This is a genomic window from Pseudoalteromonas luteoviolacea H33-S, from assembly GCF_001625695.1.
Classification (GTDB): domain Bacteria; phylum Pseudomonadota; class Gammaproteobacteria; order Enterobacterales; family Alteromonadaceae; genus Pseudoalteromonas; species Pseudoalteromonas luteoviolacea_B.
The window spans coordinates 44,731-61,553 of sequence record NZ_AUXY01000071.1 but is presented as its reverse complement, the minus strand read 5'-3'; the positions used below and the strand labels follow the sequence as shown (position 1 = coordinate 61,553).

Here is a 16,823-nt window from a genome sequence, read left to right as displayed (position 1 = left end):
GGATAGAATGAATACAGGATATTTTGGTGATTTTGGTGGCATGTACGTCCCAGAATTACTCGTACCAGCACTAAAACAACTTGAACATGAATTTGAAAAAGCACAGCAAGATGAAAGCTTCAAATCTGAGTTCTATGCACTACTAAACGAATACGCGGGCCGTCCAACACCGTTGACGCTTTCTCGCAACCTAGTTAAAAACCCAAAAGTTAAACTGTACTTAAAGCGTGAAGACTTACTACACGGCGGTGCACACAAAACCAACCAAGTATTAGGTCAAGCACTACTTACTAAGCGCATGGGTAAAAAAGAAGTCATCGCTGAAACAGGTGCTGGACAACATGGCGTAGCAACAGCGCTAGCTTGTGCACTACTGGGCTTGAAATGTCGAGTTTATATGGGTGCAAAAGATGTTGAACGTCAGCAGCCTAATGTGTTCAGAATGCGCTTAATGGGTGCTGAAGTTATTCCTGTTACAGCAGGTTCTGGTACGCTAAAAGACGCCGTCAATGAAGCAATGCGTGATTGGTCTGCAAACTATAAGACAGCACACTACCTATTAGGCACAGCCGCAGGCCCTCACCCGTTCCCGACCATTGTTCGTGACTTCCAACGTATGATCGGTGAAGAAGCTAAGCAGCAAGTGCTTGAAGCTGAAGGCCGCCTACCCGATGTTGTGATGGCGTGTGTTGGCGGTGGCTCTAATGCAATTGGTATGTTTGCAGATTTCATCGATGAAAAAGAAGTCAAACTCGTAGGGATTGAGCCAGCTGGTAAAGGCCTTGATACTGACGAGCACGGTGCAGCACTGTGTAAAGGTAGCACAGGTATTTTACACGGTGCTTATACCTACATAATGCAAGACAGTGATGGACAAATTGAAGAGTCATATTCTGTTTCTGCTGGTCTTGATTACCCTGCTGTTGGTCCTCAGCACGCCTACTTACATAAAACAGGTCGTGCTCAATACGTTGGGATCACCGATACCGAAGCACTTGACGCCTTCCAAGCACTGGCAAAACATGAAGGGATTATTCCTGCCCTTGAGTCAAGCCATGCGATTGCGTATGCATTAAAGTACGCAGAGCAACAAACTGAAGAAACCGTTATTGTCGTAAACCTAAGTGGCCGTGGTGACAAAGATCTTGCCCATGTACACAACGTATTGAACGAGCGAGGTGCACTATGAGCCGTTACAGCAACTTATTTACACGCCTAAACGACGCAAGAGAAGGTGCATTTGTGCCATTTGTTACTTTAGGTGATCCGACAAAAGAGATCAGTATTGATATCGTGAAAAGCTTGATCGACGGTGGTGCTGACGCACTAGAGCTTGGGATCCCATTCTCAGACCCAATTGCTGATGGCCCTGTCATTCAAGCAGCGAATATCCGTGCACTTGAAAGTAAAATCAATACACAAGATTGTTTTGATATCATTCGCGAGATCAGAGAATACAATGCAGACATTCCTATTGGTCTGTTACTGTATTCAAACTTAATCTTTGCACAAGGTCTGGAAAACTTTTATCAGCAGGCAAAAGATGCGGGAGTTGACTCTATCTTAGTGGCTGACGTGCCTCTACATGAGTCAAAAATGTTCAGACAGGCTGCACAGCAAGCTGAGGTTGAGCCGATCTTCATCGCAACACCCAATGCCAGCGATGATACGCTTCGTCAATGTGCAAGCTATGGCCGAGGATACACTTACCTATTATCACGTTCAGGGGTTACAGGCACAGAAACTAAAGCGGAAATGCCTGCAGATACCATGATCAATAAGCTACATGAGTACAATGCAGCGCCTACTTTACTAGGCTTTGGTATCTCGGCACCGGAGCATGTGCAAGCTGCCATAAAGTCAGGCGCAGCGGGTGCAATCTCAGGTTCAGCGGTCGTGAAAATTATTGAAGATAATTTGAGTGAGCCGGCACTGATGTGCGAGCGTTTACGTGAGTTTGTTGCAACCATGAAGGCTGCAACAGCGAAGTAAGCCTACTTAATCAGCTAGGGCATCTTTAAATGCCTTAGCTGGTTTAAATAACACTTTATTTTGACCTTCTATGATAATTTCTTCCCCTGTTTTAGGGTTTCTCCCAGGCTTAGCGGGATGGTAGCTTAGCGTCAACGAGCCAAAACCAGACAAAGCAACAGGGTCGCCCTCAGACAATCGTTTTGTAATGGCATTTAAAATGCTGTCTAAAGCGGCTTTTGAATCCTTTTTAGTCAGTTCGTTGCGCTCAGACATCGCTGAAACTAATTCACTCTTATTCATTGAGTTCTCAAATTATTTTTAAGGTGTGCGGAGGCTAGAAGTTTAGCAGCTAAAAGTCAATCTTGAACTTATTGTCATAACTTGGTAAAACGCAATAGAGGTATGGTAACGCGAGGTTTTAAATGGCATTTATCGTTGAGTATTTACCCCTGATCCTATTTTTTCTCGTCTATAAATTTATGGATATTTTTTGGGCTACGGGCGTATTAATTGTCGCATCTTTAATACAGATGGCATGGCAATATTTTAAGGAGGGCGCGATCTCTCAAAGGCATTGGATTTTCTTTGCCATTGCTTTATTACTCGGCGGATTGACAATACTATTCCAAGACGAACAGTTTATCATGTGGAAAGCCACTATAATATACGCTGCTCTGGGCAGCACACTTTTAGTATCACACCACATGTTAGGGAAAAACCTGACTAAAAAAGCCTTGCTCGGCACCCTCAATAGCGCAATGAAACAAATGCAGCATGCAGAGCAAAGCGACAATAAAGTACCAAAACGACAAAAAGCCGAAGAGCTCCCTATCCCTGAAACGCTCTTTGCACAACTTAACCTCGCATGGTCAGCACTCTTTTTTGTTATCGCGATTTTAAACTTAATTGTGGCTTATACTTTTTCACTCGATTTTTGGGTTAATTTTAAGGTCTTTGGTTTAATGGCAATCACTTTTATCGCCGTTATGTTAACCATTGCCAAGGTATCTAAATACCTCCCAGAAGACGAATAAATTCAACATTGATACCATTACGAAAACAAGCTTTACAGGTAAGAAAATAACTCTGTAAAAGTTCCAGCCAAAATGATGATGCTTGCTATATTTTATGCAGGGCAGATTTTCAGTATGGTGGTCTTTTGAACGCGCATCAATATAGATGGTTTGAGCTATTCTCTGTTTTTATTTTTCTTCCTTGTATCGCTTATCTATTTCGTGCAGAGCTTGCTAATTGGCTCTTCCCTGCATTGATCACTTTAATGGTAGTGTGCACTTACCTACTCATTTCTGATCCGCATTTTAAACGATTCAGACTCACCAGCCTTGGGCAATTCTCAGCCATAAAAAAACGGTTATTTTCGATGTTTTTTATCGGCGCTCTATTCTCTGGCATGCTGTATGGGCTGATAAGTCAGGAAAGTTGGTTTGCACTGCCCATTAACTCAACGTTTGACTGGTTAGTGCTGTTAATTGCTTACCCTATTTTATCAGTCCTGCCGCAAGAACTTATTTTTAGAAGCTACTTTTTCCACCGCTACAAACGAATTTTACCAAGTAAAACCGTAAGGGTTGTGCTCAGTGCCAGTGTGTTTGCACTCGCACACTGTGTATACGATAACTGGATGGCCATCATTTTATCATTTATGGGCGGATTGTTATTTGCGTATACCTATGCACACAGCCGTTCTTTAGCCGTGTGTGTGCTAGAACATAGTTTGTGGGGATTATGGATATTTACAATTGGCGCAGGAAAGTATCTAGATGCAGGTGTGACATTTACATAAATTGTGGGGCAAGCGCCCCACAACTTATGTATCAATTAGAAACCAAATAAGCTGACTGCAAAGTACTTGGTAGCAACCGTATTGACGAATATCACGAGTAATATCACTGGAATAAACGTCGACAGCGAGAAGTTGACATACTTCTCCATAAAGCTGCCTTTGTAACTTTCACAACCTTGAGACAGCTCATCTGACAGATTTGCTTTTCTCCAACGGTATGTCACAAACAAACAAAGTAGTAAGCCATTGAATGGTAAAATCGTGTCATAGAATACGTCAGAAACAATGTCAAAGAAGCTCTTATCAACGCCACCATACTGAGTAAATTTCGTCAGCCACTCTACCATACCAAATGACATGGTACACATCACAGTTAACACACCCGTCGACACAGCAAGTACTGTCAATGACTTCTTACGGCTGTAACCTTTGGCTTCCATTAGGCTTGCAGTTGGCACTTCCACAATGGATACCAAAGATGTAATCGCCGCGAAGAACACCAATAAAAAGAAGATACCCGCAACAATCGATGCACCTGTATAGCCAATATCCGCTTGCATCGTTAAGAATAACTGAGGCAAGTACACAAAGATCATAGATACAGAGGAGTCTGATAACTCGTCAAGCTTAACGTCAGGGTTAAAGCTGAAAATGGCAGGTAGTACCATTAGGCCTGCGATAAATGCCACTAACGAGTCTGTGACTGCCACCATTTTTGAGCTACCGACAATGTCCTCTTTCTTAGAAATGTAAGACGCATAAGTAATTAAGATACCCATACCAAGTGACAATGAGAAAAATGCTTGTGACAGCGCGCCATTTAAAACACTGGCATCCATTTTAGAAAAGTCAGGAACAATGTAATAACGCACACCAGCCATCGCATTGTCGAGCGTAAGTACATAGGCCACTAATCCGATTAGCAGCACAAATAAGGCTGGCATCATCAGCTTTGCAGCTTTTTCAATCCCTTCTTTTACGCCACCAACTAAAATCAGATTCACCAAGATAGCGACACCGGCCATATAGCCAAAAACACTATACTCGTTAATAAAAATACCAAAGTTATTTGGGTTTGCTAGCTGGTCCAAGTTCCCCATAACAGTTTGTACCAGATAACCAAAAATCCAAACAGTAATAACCATGTAAAAAACCGCAATCATAAACGGCGTTAACACAGCTAGTGCACCTGCAAACGACCACTTTTTATCACCACCTGTAAGTGAATGATAAGCACCGTATGGATCTTTTTGCGCCTTACGACCAAGCGCCATTTCGGCGATCATTACGGGTAAACAGATGAAGATAACAAACAGCGCATAAACGATTAAAAATGCACCGCCGCCATTTTTTGCAGCAGAAACTGGGAACCCAACCAGATTTCCGATCCCCACAGCGGACCCTGCCGCTGCCAAAATGAAACCCAGTCGAGAGCTAAATTGCTCGCGATTCGCACTCATTAAAACAACCTTATTATTATTTTTCACGATAGTCGAAGGACTGTAACAGCCATGGCCTGCGGATTTCAAGTATAAATCAGGATTCTCATCAGATAACGTCATTTCATTTACATTTAGGGACAATCCAGTCTATGATACGAAACACAAAATTAATTACGCATTATTTCTGACTATTATGCTTTACATGATTTACTCAACGGATGTGGAAAACTCGCTCGAAAAACGCATGAATGCAAGACCTGCTCATTTGGCTCGCTTAAATGCATTGAAGGAAGAAGATAGACTGTTTGTTGCAGGGCCACTTCCTGCAATTGATGACGAGAACCCGGGCGAAGCTGGTTTTACAGGTTCTCTTGTTATCGCAGAGTTTGCTTCTTTAGAAGATGCGAAAGCATGGGCTGCAGCAGATCCTTATATCGAAGCAGGCGTTTACGCTGATAGTGTCGTTAAACCATACAAGAAAGTATTACCTTAACTAAAGTTCAGCACGGGTTAAGACAACTCATCTTAACCTTCGTCACATGATGTTAAGCAACCCAAACGTGGAGCTTAGAATGCAGTTGCCCTTATGTTTTGCGATTTTTATGCTGGTTTTTTCCCTGACATTGACTCAGGTACAAGCAGCACAGCAGGACACCATAAGCAAAAAAGAAGCCGTACAATTAGCAACCACCGAGCAGCCAGGGAAGACACTCAAGATTTCCCTTGAAGGTGATTATTTTGTTGTACGTATTCTACAAAGCGACGGCAGAATAGTTGATGTGAAAGTCCACAAAGTAACGGGTGAGGTTAAGAAGGATTAACAATGCGAATTTTAGTAATTGAAGACGACGTTCAACTGGCCGAAAACCTAAGAAACGTATTAGAGAAAGAAAAGTACAGTGTTGATCTGTGCCATGATGGCGAAAATGGTCTATTTCACCTGACTGAGTATCCGCTTGACTTAGCCGTTGTAGATTTAGGGTTACCTAAACTAGATGGTATCGAGTTAATAAGACGTGCGCGTGCTGAAGGGATCAAAATACCTATTTTGATTTTGACTGCCCGAGATCGCTGGCAAGAGAAAGTTGAAGGGTTGGATGCAGGTGCCGACGATTACTTAACTAAGCCATTTCATGTTGAAGAACTTATTGCACGCTGTAATGCATTAATACGACGCAGTGCCGGACAGGCAAACCCTGAGATTAGCATTGGCCCAATCACTCTGCATACGCGCTCTCAGCAAGTTTTCGTCAATGAACGAGAACTGACTTTAACCGCATATGAGTATAAAGTGCTTGAGTATTTGATGGTCAATCCTCACAAAGTCATTTCTAAATCAGAGTTGACCGAGCATATTTACGACCAAGATTTTGACCTAGATTCAAACGTTATCGAAGTATTTGTTCTACGTTTGCGTAAAAAACTTGACCCTGATGGCACATTGAACCCGGTGGAAACCTTACGAGGTAGAGGTTATAGGTTTAAAACTCAGTGGTAAGCAGCGCCCAGATCTCTCTCAAAATAAGGCAAGGATTTATCCTTGTCTTTGTTCTAATCATTGCGCTTCCAGCACTCTTTTTCTCTATCGGTCGCGCCTATCATGCAACCTTAGTTGATGCGACAGAAAAAACGCTTGAAGCACACCTCTACTCTTTAATATCTGAAGTCGAATTTGTATCAGATGGCATTTCTATGCCGAGGACGATCCTCGCTCCAGAGTTAAACCGGCTTAATTCAGATACCTACGCATTGGTATACCAAGAAAATACCCTCGTTTGGTACTCAGAGTCCGCTGTAAGTCTTACCGTCACCCCAGATGTGTCTCAAACACAAGCTGGGGCATCAGAATTCAAAAAAGTGCGGTACAGCGGGGAAGATTTTTGGCAGCTCAGTTTAACGGTTATATTGGGTAACGCCGATCAATCTCAACAAGCCAAGTTCATCTTATTAAAAAAGAACTCTGCCCTACTCGCATTAATGTCTGAATTTAGAAACACCCTTGTCAATTGGATGTTGATTATGGGGGTTGTCATTGCCGCACTCATGGCGTTTGGCTTTGTTTGGAATGCCCGCCCTTTACAGCGACTAGATAAAGAAATCAAAGAAGTTGAATCTGGTGAACGGGACAAGATAAATGGTCTATACCCTGTCGAACTAACAACAATCAAAGCTGACCTTAATTTACTACTTGATTCACAAAGGCGACAAAAAGAGCGTTATCGAGCATCTTTAAGCGATTTGGCACACGCACTAAAAACTCCCTTAGCAGTGCTCAAGTCCAGCCCACTTGCGGCAGACTCAGAAGCGCAAGAGCAATTAGATCGAATTAATGCGATGATCGAACATCAGCTAAAACGCGCAGCCACTGGCGCTTCGGACACTTGGAAAAAGCAAACCAAAGTCAAACCCGTTCTAGATTCGATCCTCAATGCCATGGGTAAAGTCTATTTAGATAAAGGGATAAAGTTCTCGGCAACCTGTGAGCATGACGCCGCTTTTCTCGGTGATAAAACCGATTTGATGGAAATTTTAGGTAATATCATCGATAATGCTTGTAAAGCATGTGTGCACAAAGTTGATATTACTGTTAAAACGGACACCACGAAAGGAATTGCATTCATAATTGGTGATGATGGCCCTGGTATTCCTGAAAACAAACGAGAAGAACTTTTACAGCGCGGATCCAGACTTGATACTTATGAAGCAGGGCACGGTGTTGGCATGGCAATTGTGTCGGATTTAGTTGCCTCTTATCACGGCCAAATCATTATTGACTACAGTGAGCTTGGCGGTGCCAAATTTACAATTGAGTTTAACTATGATCAAAACCATTAATATTTTTCTGTTTTTTACTGTTTTTTCAAGTATCGACGCGTTTGCTCGGACTGAGGCGTTGAGGGATTGTAGTCACCTTGAATCTGACCACCCTCAAAAAGCAAAAAAGTATTTAATGTGCCTCGATAGCAATATTGAGTTGTTAGAAAGAAGTCGTCAAACTTGGGTAAATAAGTTGGTTTTGGACACTGAAGAGCTAGAAAAAAATACCGGTAACACCCAGCTCATGCCAATTATTCAGCGTAGTATCACAAACCAAAGTCGTTATATGGACGACGCCTGCAAATGGCGTTATCTAAAAGAACTACCCAACTCGACACGCGCAGCAAAAGTCTTTAAGCGCTGTAAAATATCCTTTTTACAGCTGCATATCAAAGAACTACAAGCTAATTTTTAGACTCTTCATAACTGCCTAGCATGGTCGCTAACCAGCGACCATCTTCGCTATTCTCAAGGCCTATTTTCACTACCATCGTCAGTGGTACAGATAACAGCATGCCTACGGTACCTAGTAACCATCCCCAAAATATCAAAGACACAAATACCACAAGTGTAGATAGCCCAACGCCTTTGCCCATATATTTTGGCTCAATCATATTTCCCATAATGGTATTGATAGACAAATATCCAGCCGCTACTAAGCCACTCACAACCGGTCCATGTGTTACGAGTGCTAATAAAACAGGTGGTACAGCCGCAATAATAGAGCCAATGTTTGGAATATAATTCAGTAAAAACGCCAATACCCCCCAAAGTACAAAGTAGTCAACATCGAGTAGCCATAGTAAAAATCCAGCCAGTACACCTGTTGCCAGTGAAACACCTGTTTTAATCGCCAAATAGCTATTAATGGAATCTAAAAAACGGTCGATTTGCTGCATTTTCATTTGCGGATCATCAAGGGCCAGATGCACTTTTTTGCTCAACATAGGCGCTTCAAAGAGCATAAATACGACAGTCAGTAAAATTAAGAAAATGTTGGCCATCACACCACCAAACCCAGCAAGCATATTAGTTGCAACATCTATCATCTTACCAGGGTCAAACAATGAGATTAGCTGCTGCTTATCAATCAGTATGTTGTAATTCGCAGCGGTGTCTACTAACCAAATAAATTTGTCTTGAAGTGCCTCACGATAACTCGGTAATTGCAAAGAAAAGTCATTTAAAGACTGTCCAACTAATCCAGCTAGGCTCATCCCTAATAACGCGACTAAGGCTATAATAATCACGATCGCTGCTCCTTTGGGAATGCGATAGCTGGCAAAAAATCTTAAAAGTGGATTGCAAATAATCGCAATGAATGCAGCCAGTATAAATGGCACTACTATGTCATTTGCTAGTTTTATACCTGCCAATACAATGAATAATGAGGCCAATACAACTAAGCTCTTGTTTATTCCCGTCAATGATGACACTGTTGATCCTTATGCGAAGTCGCAACGTTGAAGGTAAAGTTAACACATAACTTTTATATGTATCTGCTACTATTGTAATTGAATTTAAATTCAAAGCACTAGGGCTAATTAAAAAACATACATAAACCAAATCATAATTGAGCGTGGAATGAATATATTGATCACGGGTGGAACCGGGCTAATTGGGCAAGAACTTTGTAAGTTTTTAGTCAATAAATATGACTTGATCGTTTTGACCAGAAACGAGATTAAAGCAAGGCAGCTATTAGGGCAGAACGCACGCTTTGTAGACTGTTTATCTAAAGTTGACTTCAACGATATAGACATCATCATTAACTTGGCAGGAGAGCCTATCGCAGACAAACGATGGAGTGATGATCGTAAACGAGCAATCATAGATAGCAGGGTTGGCATCACTAAACAAATATCTGACTATATCAATGCAGCCCAAACACCACCCCATACTTTTATTTCAGGCAGTGCCATTGGCTTTTACGGCAGACAAGCCCCAGATACCTCAGTAGATGAAACTTTTGACCAGCCACACGATGAATTTAGTCATCAATTGTGTCATGACTGGGAGCAAGCTGCGCTGCAAAGTCAAAGTGATCACACTCGGGTCTGTTTGCTACGAACAGGTGTCGTATTATCACGCCGAGGAGGGGCACTCAAAAAAATGTTACCCGCATTTTCTTGGGGTATGGGTGGACCTATGGGCTCAGGTGAGCAGATCATGTCATGGATCCACATTGATGACATGATACAACTGATCCTTTTCTTGATCCGCCATGATGAATTACAAGGTGCGTTTAACGCAACAGCGCCAAGTCCAGTTTCAAATAAAGAATTCTCAGATTGCCTTGCCAGTGTCCTCAATCGTCCCGCTTTTTTCTGGCTACCTGAAAGCTTCTTAAAATGGGCATTTGGAGAAATGTCAGACCTGCTTATTTATGGCCAAAAAGTCATCCCAAAAAAAGCTCTGGACGCAAACTATAGATTCCGCTATCAAACGTTAGAAGAAGCATTGAAACAAATAATGCACTAACTCATAAAGTACCAACCAAAAGGGCTGGCAGTTTGAACGCCCTTTTTGTGCCTTTTATAAAAGAATCGTTTACAACCACACACATGAACATGCAGATTTCTATAGTGTGATTATACTTAAACATACTATCTACAAAGAGCCGTATGATTGCCTTACTCTCGATTCAATAAATTCATTCAAACAACACTGCAAAGCAAGTATTTACTTTCGCTTCGTGAAGCTTTTATTGCTCTTTTACCTTATTTTGTCAGTAGTGCGCTTGCATTGCTTATTATTAACAGCGCGCTGTTCTTCAATTTAATCAACAAAAATAATGGGTTATACGCTGTGCTATTTAATGGTGCGGCGCTCATTTTGAGTCTATTTCCACTCATCGTTGCCACGTCTATTGGCTTCTTTATCTGCAAAAACTATGGGCAAAGTGGGATCATTGGTGCCATGCTCGCTTTACTGAGCTTCTCACTACATGGTCAGTATATCATTTCAGTAAATACCGGCTTTGAGCTTAATCCCACGGGTGCAACGCCATTTGCCATTATAATACCAAGTATTAGTAGTTTGTTACTGGTACTGTGTATGCGCATTCAGCCAAGCTTTGATGGCTATTTATATCGTATCAGTCACTTTTTAAGCGAAAAGCTACGAGCGATCATCCCTTTCTCTTTGGTCTTTTTCAGTTTTTATCTCTTTATGCCTACCCTCTTTGCCATCGGCGACATCATTGCTTTATGGATCACGCCAGAAACCACCAATACCTCAGTTGCATGGTTAACTTATCAGAGAATGCTCATAACACATGGTTTATGGTTTCTTGGGATCCATGGCGATAATACATTTGATATGTTACTGAGCCCTCAGTTTTTGTCACAGCCGATCATACCCGGGATCTCGGCAAAAACGTTTTATGATACCTTTGTGCTTATTAGCGGCACAGGTTGCTTCGCGGGGCTCATTTTAGCGGCTCTATGCCTTAAACACAGCGGCCATGAACGCAATATAGCCAAGCTTTCTATTCCTTTCACTGTCTTTAATTTTTGTGAGATTATTGTTTTCGCCCTGCCTATATTTTTAAACCCGATTATGCTTGTACCATTTATCTTAGTTCCGAGCATTAACTTTGTAATAGCCTACTTTGTCTTAAGTAATGGCTGGGTTGATATCACAAACATTGAAATTAGCTGGATGACTCCTGCGCTTATAAGCGGCTATAAAGTCTCAGGAGGTGTGTCAGGTGTTATTTTGCAAAGTTGCTTAATTATCACCAGTGCATTCATCTACTACCCTTTCCTGTACTGGCACAACCGCCAAATTAACTTTGAAAGTGCAATTAACAAGCTAACCGATAAACTAAAAATTTCTGAACAATTAAGAAGTACGGGAGAGTCTACATTCATTGCCCACCAACGAGATATTGACTATGCCAGCAAAGAGCTTAATCAAGTGCTTAATGATATTAGTGAAAGCAAGCTGAAGTTGCATTACCAACCGCAGATTTGTCAGCTCTCAGCATCCGTCAGTGGGTTTGAAGCACTCTTAAGACTACAAAAACCTAATGGGAATTTAATCGGTCCATATTTTTTAGATACATTAATAAAACATGACCAAACAGACATCATTGACAAATGGGTCATCGAACAAGCACAGCGCGATCTTGTATATTTTCGAAAAAAAGATTTTTTGCCAATCATTAGCATCAATGTAAACCCGAAGGTCATGACTGACCATGTACTTATTAATTATCTATGCGAAACGTTTCATCAATTTCCTAATCAACTAAAAATAGAGGTTGTCGAGTCCGGTTACTTAAGCGATAAAAATAAGGTTATTAAAAATATCCTCAAGCTGCGTGCCGCAAAAATAGAAACGGTCATTGATGATTTTGGCACCGGCTACTCCAGTTTATCGATGTTAGCGGATCTACCTATCGACATAGTCAAATTAGACAAATCGCTACTAGACAATGCACAAGAAGAATCTGGTGCAGATTTTTATACCTATGTAGTTGAGCTACTCCACAAAATGGATAAACATTTAGTCGCTGAAGGCGTCGAATCACAACATCAATTAGAGTTTGTTCGCGGTCTACAAATTGAAACTGTACAGGGCTGGTATTATCAGAAGGCGTTACCCAAGCAAGAAATCATCTCTTATCAGGCAACTTTCTCCTCCAAACACAATTAGGGTTATCTTTGAGCACTTGCACGCTTAAATAAGTGCAAAATACCCTAAACGCATGATTATGTGTATTTAATTAAGTAATCACAAGAACTGACTATTGACTAAGATGCTTCGCAAACTAATTAGCGGACCTTTTATATTTGGGCTAACAAGCTTTAGCGTCATAATTTTATACATTGGCCCTTAATAAGTGAACATAGACATTCGTTACGTTAAACTGTCACCTATGCAACTTCACAGTTCAGGACAATTTTAGGAAAAATATGATACTTGCTTTGTTCGACTTTGATGGCACCATCACAACAGAAGACTGTTATACCAAGTTTTTATTCTTTTCAACACCCAAGGCCCGGCTGTATTTAGGTTACTTTATTCTGCTTCCAGTTATCCTTTTATATAAACTGGATGTGTTACCTGCAAATAAAACCCGTTCAGTTCTATCTAAGGTCGCATTTTGGCGTCGATCTGAAAGCGATGTTATGTCCAAAGCGCACGATTACGTCGAACATGTTCTGCCGTCATTAATGAGGCAGAATATGCTTGAAAAAATACAATGGCATCAATCTCAGGGACATACAGTATTTGTCATATCAGCGTCACTCCACCCTTATTTGTCTTTGTGGTGCAAACAACATGGTATTAATTTGATATGCAGCGAGCTTGAGTGTGTAGATGGGAAGTATACCGGTAATTATACTCAAGGAGATTGTAGTGGAATAAGAAAGGTTGACCTGCTCAAAAAGCAAATCAATATCTCAAATTATCAACATATCTATGCGTATGGTGATACTGAGGAAGATAGTGCCATGTTAAGTATTGCCCACACTCGTTTTTATCAGGGTCAACAAATTATTTAATATCATTGATAAAAATGAGCACTTAGAAAAGAGAAAAAACTCTATAAATAATTTAGAGTTGCTTATATAGATAATAGCAACCCCATGAATTTTTTATCAATAAAAATAGCCACACTGCATATACCGAATGCGGTCATCTCCGGTATCTTGATAATAGAAACCTGTCGTATAGGTGTCTTTACCATGCATTTTTCCGCAAACAACAGGGCCATTTATATCTGCATTTTGGTAGTCAAACATTGGGTAAGTGGTTTTACCCAATACTCTAGTACACTCAAAACGTTCGACACTTCTATCTCCCTCATCATAAAAATACATGCCTGTGACAACAAAGCCACTAGCACATTCGTACCAACCGTTACCATTACCATTCATAAACACATCATATATTTGCGTTGAGACAAGTGCCATTCCATCTATGTCTTCGGCTTGAAACCCATATAAACTTCGGTCACCTCGGGCATTTAAAGCACTTAAAATGTGCACAGCCAAACGCCTATTCACATGATAAGCAATATGCCATCTATTACCTTTACCTAGCATGGTATAAAACTCAAATGCTTGTGTATCAACAGTGCTAGATATCATAGCTTCTGGATTGCTTTTTGACTCATGTGCATCTAACTCACCAAACCATAGCGCGATTACCAAGAATAAAATAGATTTTAAATACATAACTTTCCCTAATTTCATATTGTTAAGCGTATTAAAGGCTAGCTGCTCGCTAAAGAATGGCTATTACACTTGATTACAGAAAAATAATTATAATAAAAACAAGGGTTTACACTTTATTGTTTGTAAATGACAAAATCACACCGGCCAATTTTAAACCACAAAATTAATCAACAACCATTCTTTTCGAGTTGATTTCAATTGCAAACATAAAAAGAAAAAACAGATTTATTTATATAAAAATAGAGAAAAAATTTCTTTAATTTTTCAACAAATCATCACCAAAATGTTAAACAACCAGCATAACTTAACCTATAAAATTGAGAAGCTAAACATAAATTAATAAAGCGTATTAAATTAAAAATTTATAAAAAAGTAAAAACCCCGAAAATACGGGGTTTTAAATAAATAAAATCGATTAAAATTTATCTCTAAATCCAGCGTTCTCTATTAATTAAGTAAGTAGAATTACCTATCCTCATACGTGTAGGACAATAAATATGGCCATTATATGTTCTCTCAAAAAATAGCGGGCCGCTACCATATGCTTTTTCATATTCACAAACAGTTATTTTCTTATAAGTAGAGCTAAAAATTTCACTTTCCTTTACACTTTCATCGCTCGCAAATGATGATGAAGAGACTGCAGCTAATAATGGCACTGATAACAATAAAGATACGATTTGTTTTTTCATTTTATTTAATTTCCTTTTTCAGTTCATTTATCAAAATCCAAAACAAAAGTTAAACAAAAAAACAAAAAACATCAACTCACATTTAAAAATCAAAATATTTATGAAGAAATTTTAAATAACAAAACAAACACAACAAAGAAAATAAAATAAAAATAGAAATCATACACCTAAAGGAAAATAGAAAATTAAAATACCGAAAAACGCATCAAAACCTCTTAATATAACAATGTAAAATAAATAAAAACCATTAATATAAATTACTATAGTAAGGTTTGATAACATTTAGATTGAAAAAAATGGCCTTTTTTCTTTAATAATCTAACTTCTGACCTTTTGCATGATCAGAGGTCTTGTTTCCTAAATAATTAAACTTCTGGCCTTTTACGTGATCAGATCAAAAAACATAACGTAACCTAAGTCACCATGACAAAGAAAATTAAAAACTGGCCTGCCTAAAATCGCACATTGATACAGCGTGGCAATATTGCTATTTGGCTCAGTAATGACGCAACTCAACAATGGCAAACCACAGACAAACATGGTGGGCGTGGCCGTTCAATTAAATATAATAACTTTACAATTGAAGCTTGCCTGATTCTTCGAGCACTTAAGGGGCTCGTTAACTTACTCCTTAATTTATTGGATGCACCTATTCCTCCTCAGGTTACAGCTGTCTTTGCAAGCAAGAAGGCTGCTTAATGTTCAATATCGAACTAAGCCCACAATACAGGGAGTCACGGATATTATTGTCGATAGTACTGGCCTAAAAGTTTATGGCAGTGGCAAATAGCATATACGAGAACACCGACCCAGCGAGCGCCGCACTTCGTAAGTTACATTTAGCTTTAACTGCAACCTATCATGACATTGTCAGCGCAGAGCTATCAACGACGAATGTCTTTGATGGTGAAGTGTTAGGTAATTTACTACGCATAATATACCAAAACATTGAACGGGTAACCGGTCAAGAAGCTTATGATACACACGCTTGCAATGATGACATTGCAGCTAAAGGGGTTGTAGCGCTTACCCTCCAAGGGACAACACCCCACATTAGGAGAAAGGTCATTCAAGATACTGCGCAATAATATTGTTGTATCAGATGTGTATTGAGCAATGGAAGAAAAAGCCTACTTATCAAGAGCGTTCACTGACTGAAACGAACGCTTATCATTTTAAACAGCTCACGGGGGACAAGTTAAAACCTTGTATCTTCAGTACTCAACACGATGAATAAGTTAGGGATAACTGAATATCAGTAAAAGTGAAAATACAGTGAGTAAAGCTCTATTTGTATAAAAAAGTCAATCAACATTAAAATTAAAACCAATTTAGATATAAGGGATTAAAATAGAAAGACAATAAGAGTTTATTTATCTTTTTAATTTAAAAGCACATTTCAACTTTTAAATAAAAAGATAAAAAGATAAAAAGATAAAAAGATGAATTTATAATATGCATGATTAAAACCATGCATATTCATTATTGAAAATTATAGATACCCAGTCGTACGGCGGGCTGCAAACAACTTAAACACGCGATTGTAAGGGCCCATATAAATCGGCTCCAAGCATTTATAACTATGTCCTTTTACTTTAAAAATATGTACATCTGGATCTTCATATTCTACAGTACTATCAACAGGTCTAATAGCAGAGTGAGGGTATGGATCATCACCTCCACCACCACCACGGTACTCACCAGTCCAATAATATTCACAAATGGTAATAGGACCATAATACCTTGATGATTCAATGTACCCCTCATCACTTGAATTAGCAGAAACAGCAAGCGGCGACAACGCGAAGATTAAAGATAACAGTTTTTTCATCACATTTCCTTATTATTTATTTGAAAAACCAAAAACAAAATAAAACAAAAAAACTCTCAACTCAACAAGATA

At 39.7% G+C, this 16,823-nt stretch carries 20 protein-coding genes; 14 read left to right on the top strand and 6 right to left on the bottom strand.

Annotated elements, in window-relative coordinates:
* Window positions 1-7 precede the first annotated feature (7 nt).
* Together trpB and trpA are read left to right on the top strand one after the other, a co-directional pair.
* Window positions 8-1,189, top strand: a complete 1,182-nt coding sequence (trpB, locus tag N477_RS11895) for a tryptophan synthase subunit beta (RefSeq protein WP_063362180.1) — start codon at window positions 8-10, stop codon at window positions 1,187-1,189.
* Complete coding sequence (trpA, locus tag N477_RS11890) at window positions 1,186-1,992, top strand: tryptophan synthase subunit alpha (RefSeq protein WP_063362181.1); 807 nt, start codon at window positions 1,186-1,188, stop codon at window positions 1,990-1,992. The genes trpB and trpA overlap by 4 nt, the downstream gene beginning before the upstream one ends.
* Window positions 1,993-1,998: 6 nt before the next feature.
* Here trpA and N477_RS11885 read toward each other — a convergent pair whose 3' ends face one another.
* Window positions 1,999-2,274, bottom strand: a complete 276-nt coding sequence (locus tag N477_RS11885) for an HU family DNA-binding protein (protein ID WP_039607871.1) — start codon at window positions 2,272-2,274, stop codon at window positions 1,999-2,001.
* 122 nt (window positions 2,275-2,396) lie between these two features.
* Here N477_RS11885 and N477_RS11880 point away from each other — a divergent pair, with 122 nt between their 5' ends.
* Together N477_RS11880 and N477_RS11875 are read left to right on the top strand one after the other, a co-directional pair.
* Window positions 2,397-3,008, top strand: a complete 612-nt coding sequence (locus N477_RS11880; RefSeq protein WP_063362182.1) for an inner membrane-spanning protein YciB — start codon at window positions 2,397-2,399, stop codon at window positions 3,006-3,008.
* Window positions 3,009-3,133: 125 nt separating this feature from the next.
* A complete protein-coding gene (locus tag N477_RS11875) occupies window positions 3,134-3,778 on the top strand; it encodes a CPBP family intramembrane glutamic endopeptidase (RefSeq protein WP_063362183.1) in 645 nt (214 codons plus the stop codon).
* Between the two features lie 35 nt (window positions 3,779-3,813).
* On the opposite strand, the gene N477_RS11870 is transcribed toward N477_RS11875, so the two are convergent.
* Window positions 3,814-5,238 (bottom strand): sodium-dependent transporter, encoded by a 1,425-nt coding sequence (locus N477_RS11870; RefSeq protein WP_063362236.1) that lies wholly within the window; start codon window positions 5,236-5,238, stop codon window positions 3,814-3,816.
* Between the two features lie 175 nt (window positions 5,239-5,413).
* Here N477_RS11870 and N477_RS11865 point away from each other — a divergent pair, with 175 nt between their 5' ends.
* The 5 genes from N477_RS11865 (at window position 5,414) to N477_RS11845 (ending at window position 8,452) form a co-directional block, all read left to right on the top strand.
* On the top strand, window positions 5,414-5,713 hold the full coding sequence (locus N477_RS11865) for a YciI family protein (protein ID WP_063362184.1): 300 nt from the start codon (window positions 5,414-5,416) through the stop codon (window positions 5,711-5,713).
* A 79-nt stretch (window positions 5,714-5,792) separates the two neighbouring features.
* The gene (locus N477_RS11860) at window positions 5,793-6,041 is read left to right on the top strand and encodes a PepSY domain-containing protein (RefSeq protein ID WP_063362185.1); all 249 of its coding nucleotides are present in this window, start codon (window positions 5,793-5,795) and stop codon (window positions 6,039-6,041) included.
* Between the two features lie 2 nt (window positions 6,042-6,043).
* The gene (locus N477_RS11855) at window positions 6,044-6,718 is read left to right on the top strand and encodes a response regulator transcription factor (protein ID WP_063362186.1); all 675 of its coding nucleotides are present in this window, start codon (window positions 6,044-6,046) and stop codon (window positions 6,716-6,718) included.
* The gene (locus tag N477_RS11850) at window positions 6,712-8,055 is read left to right on the top strand and encodes an ATP-binding protein (RefSeq protein ID WP_063362187.1); all 1,344 of its coding nucleotides are present in this window, start codon (window positions 6,712-6,714) and stop codon (window positions 8,053-8,055) included. The genes N477_RS11855 and N477_RS11850 overlap by 7 nt, the downstream gene beginning before the upstream one ends.
* On the top strand, window positions 8,039-8,452 hold the full coding sequence (locus N477_RS11845; RefSeq protein ID WP_063362188.1) for a hypothetical protein: 414 nt from the start codon (window positions 8,039-8,041) through the stop codon (window positions 8,450-8,452). The genes N477_RS11850 and N477_RS11845 overlap by 17 nt, the downstream gene beginning before the upstream one ends.
* On the opposite strand, the gene N477_RS11840 is transcribed toward N477_RS11845, so the two are convergent.
* Window positions 8,442-9,473 carry an AI-2E family transporter gene (locus N477_RS11840; RefSeq protein ID WP_063362189.1) on the bottom strand — a complete coding sequence of 344 codons (1,032 nt, stop codon included), beginning with the start codon at window positions 9,471-9,473 and terminating at the stop codon, window positions 8,442-8,444. The genes N477_RS11845 and N477_RS11840 overlap by 11 nt on opposite strands.
* A gap of 148 nt (window positions 9,474-9,621) precedes the next feature.
* On the opposite strand from N477_RS11840, the gene N477_RS11835 reads away from it, so the two are divergent.
* The 3 genes from N477_RS11835 to N477_RS11825 all read left to right on the top strand — a co-directional run bounded on the left by N477_RS11835 (window position 9,622) and on the right by N477_RS11825 (window position 13,553).
* Window positions 9,622-10,518, top strand: coding sequence for a TIGR01777 family oxidoreductase (locus N477_RS11835; RefSeq protein ID WP_063362190.1), 897 nt, complete (start codon window positions 9,622-9,624; stop codon window positions 10,516-10,518).
* A gap of 147 nt (window positions 10,519-10,665) precedes the next feature.
* On the top strand, window positions 10,666-12,699 hold the full coding sequence (locus tag N477_RS11830; RefSeq protein ID WP_063362191.1) for an EAL domain-containing protein: 2,034 nt from the start codon (window positions 10,666-10,668) through the stop codon (window positions 12,697-12,699).
* Between the two features lie 260 nt (window positions 12,700-12,959).
* Window positions 12,960-13,553, top strand: coding sequence for an HAD-IB family hydrolase (locus N477_RS11825; RefSeq protein ID WP_063362192.1), 594 nt, complete (start codon window positions 12,960-12,962; stop codon window positions 13,551-13,553).
* Window positions 13,554-13,649: 96 nt separating this feature from the next.
* Here the strand turns inward: N477_RS11825 and N477_RS11820 are convergent, their stop codons facing one another.
* On the bottom strand, window positions 13,650-14,228 hold the full coding sequence (locus N477_RS11820; protein WP_063362193.1) for a hypothetical protein: 579 nt from the start codon (window positions 14,226-14,228) through the stop codon (window positions 13,650-13,652).
* Window positions 14,229-14,656: 428 nt separating this feature from the next.
* Entirely contained in the window at window positions 14,657-14,920 is a 264-nt protein-coding gene (locus tag N477_RS11815) for a hypothetical protein (RefSeq protein WP_063362194.1), read from the bottom strand.
* 465 nt (window positions 14,921-15,385) lie between these two features.
* On the opposite strand from N477_RS11815, the gene N477_RS26675 reads away from it, so the two are divergent.
* Together N477_RS26675 and N477_RS11805 are read left to right on the top strand one after the other, a co-directional pair.
* A complete protein-coding gene (locus N477_RS26675) occupies window positions 15,386-15,619 on the top strand; it encodes a transposase (RefSeq protein ID WP_063362195.1) in 234 nt (77 codons plus the stop codon).
* Window positions 15,620-15,699: 80 nt separating this feature from the next.
* Window positions 15,700-16,008, top strand: a complete 309-nt coding sequence (locus N477_RS11805; protein ID WP_155731874.1) for a hypothetical protein — start codon at window positions 15,700-15,702, stop codon at window positions 16,006-16,008.
* A gap of 404 nt (window positions 16,009-16,412) precedes the next feature.
* Here N477_RS11805 and N477_RS11800 read toward each other — a convergent pair whose 3' ends face one another.
* A complete protein-coding gene (locus N477_RS11800; RefSeq protein WP_063362197.1) occupies window positions 16,413-16,751 on the bottom strand; it encodes a hypothetical protein in 339 nt (112 codons plus the stop codon).
* Between the last annotated feature and the right edge of the window lie 72 nt (window positions 16,752-16,823).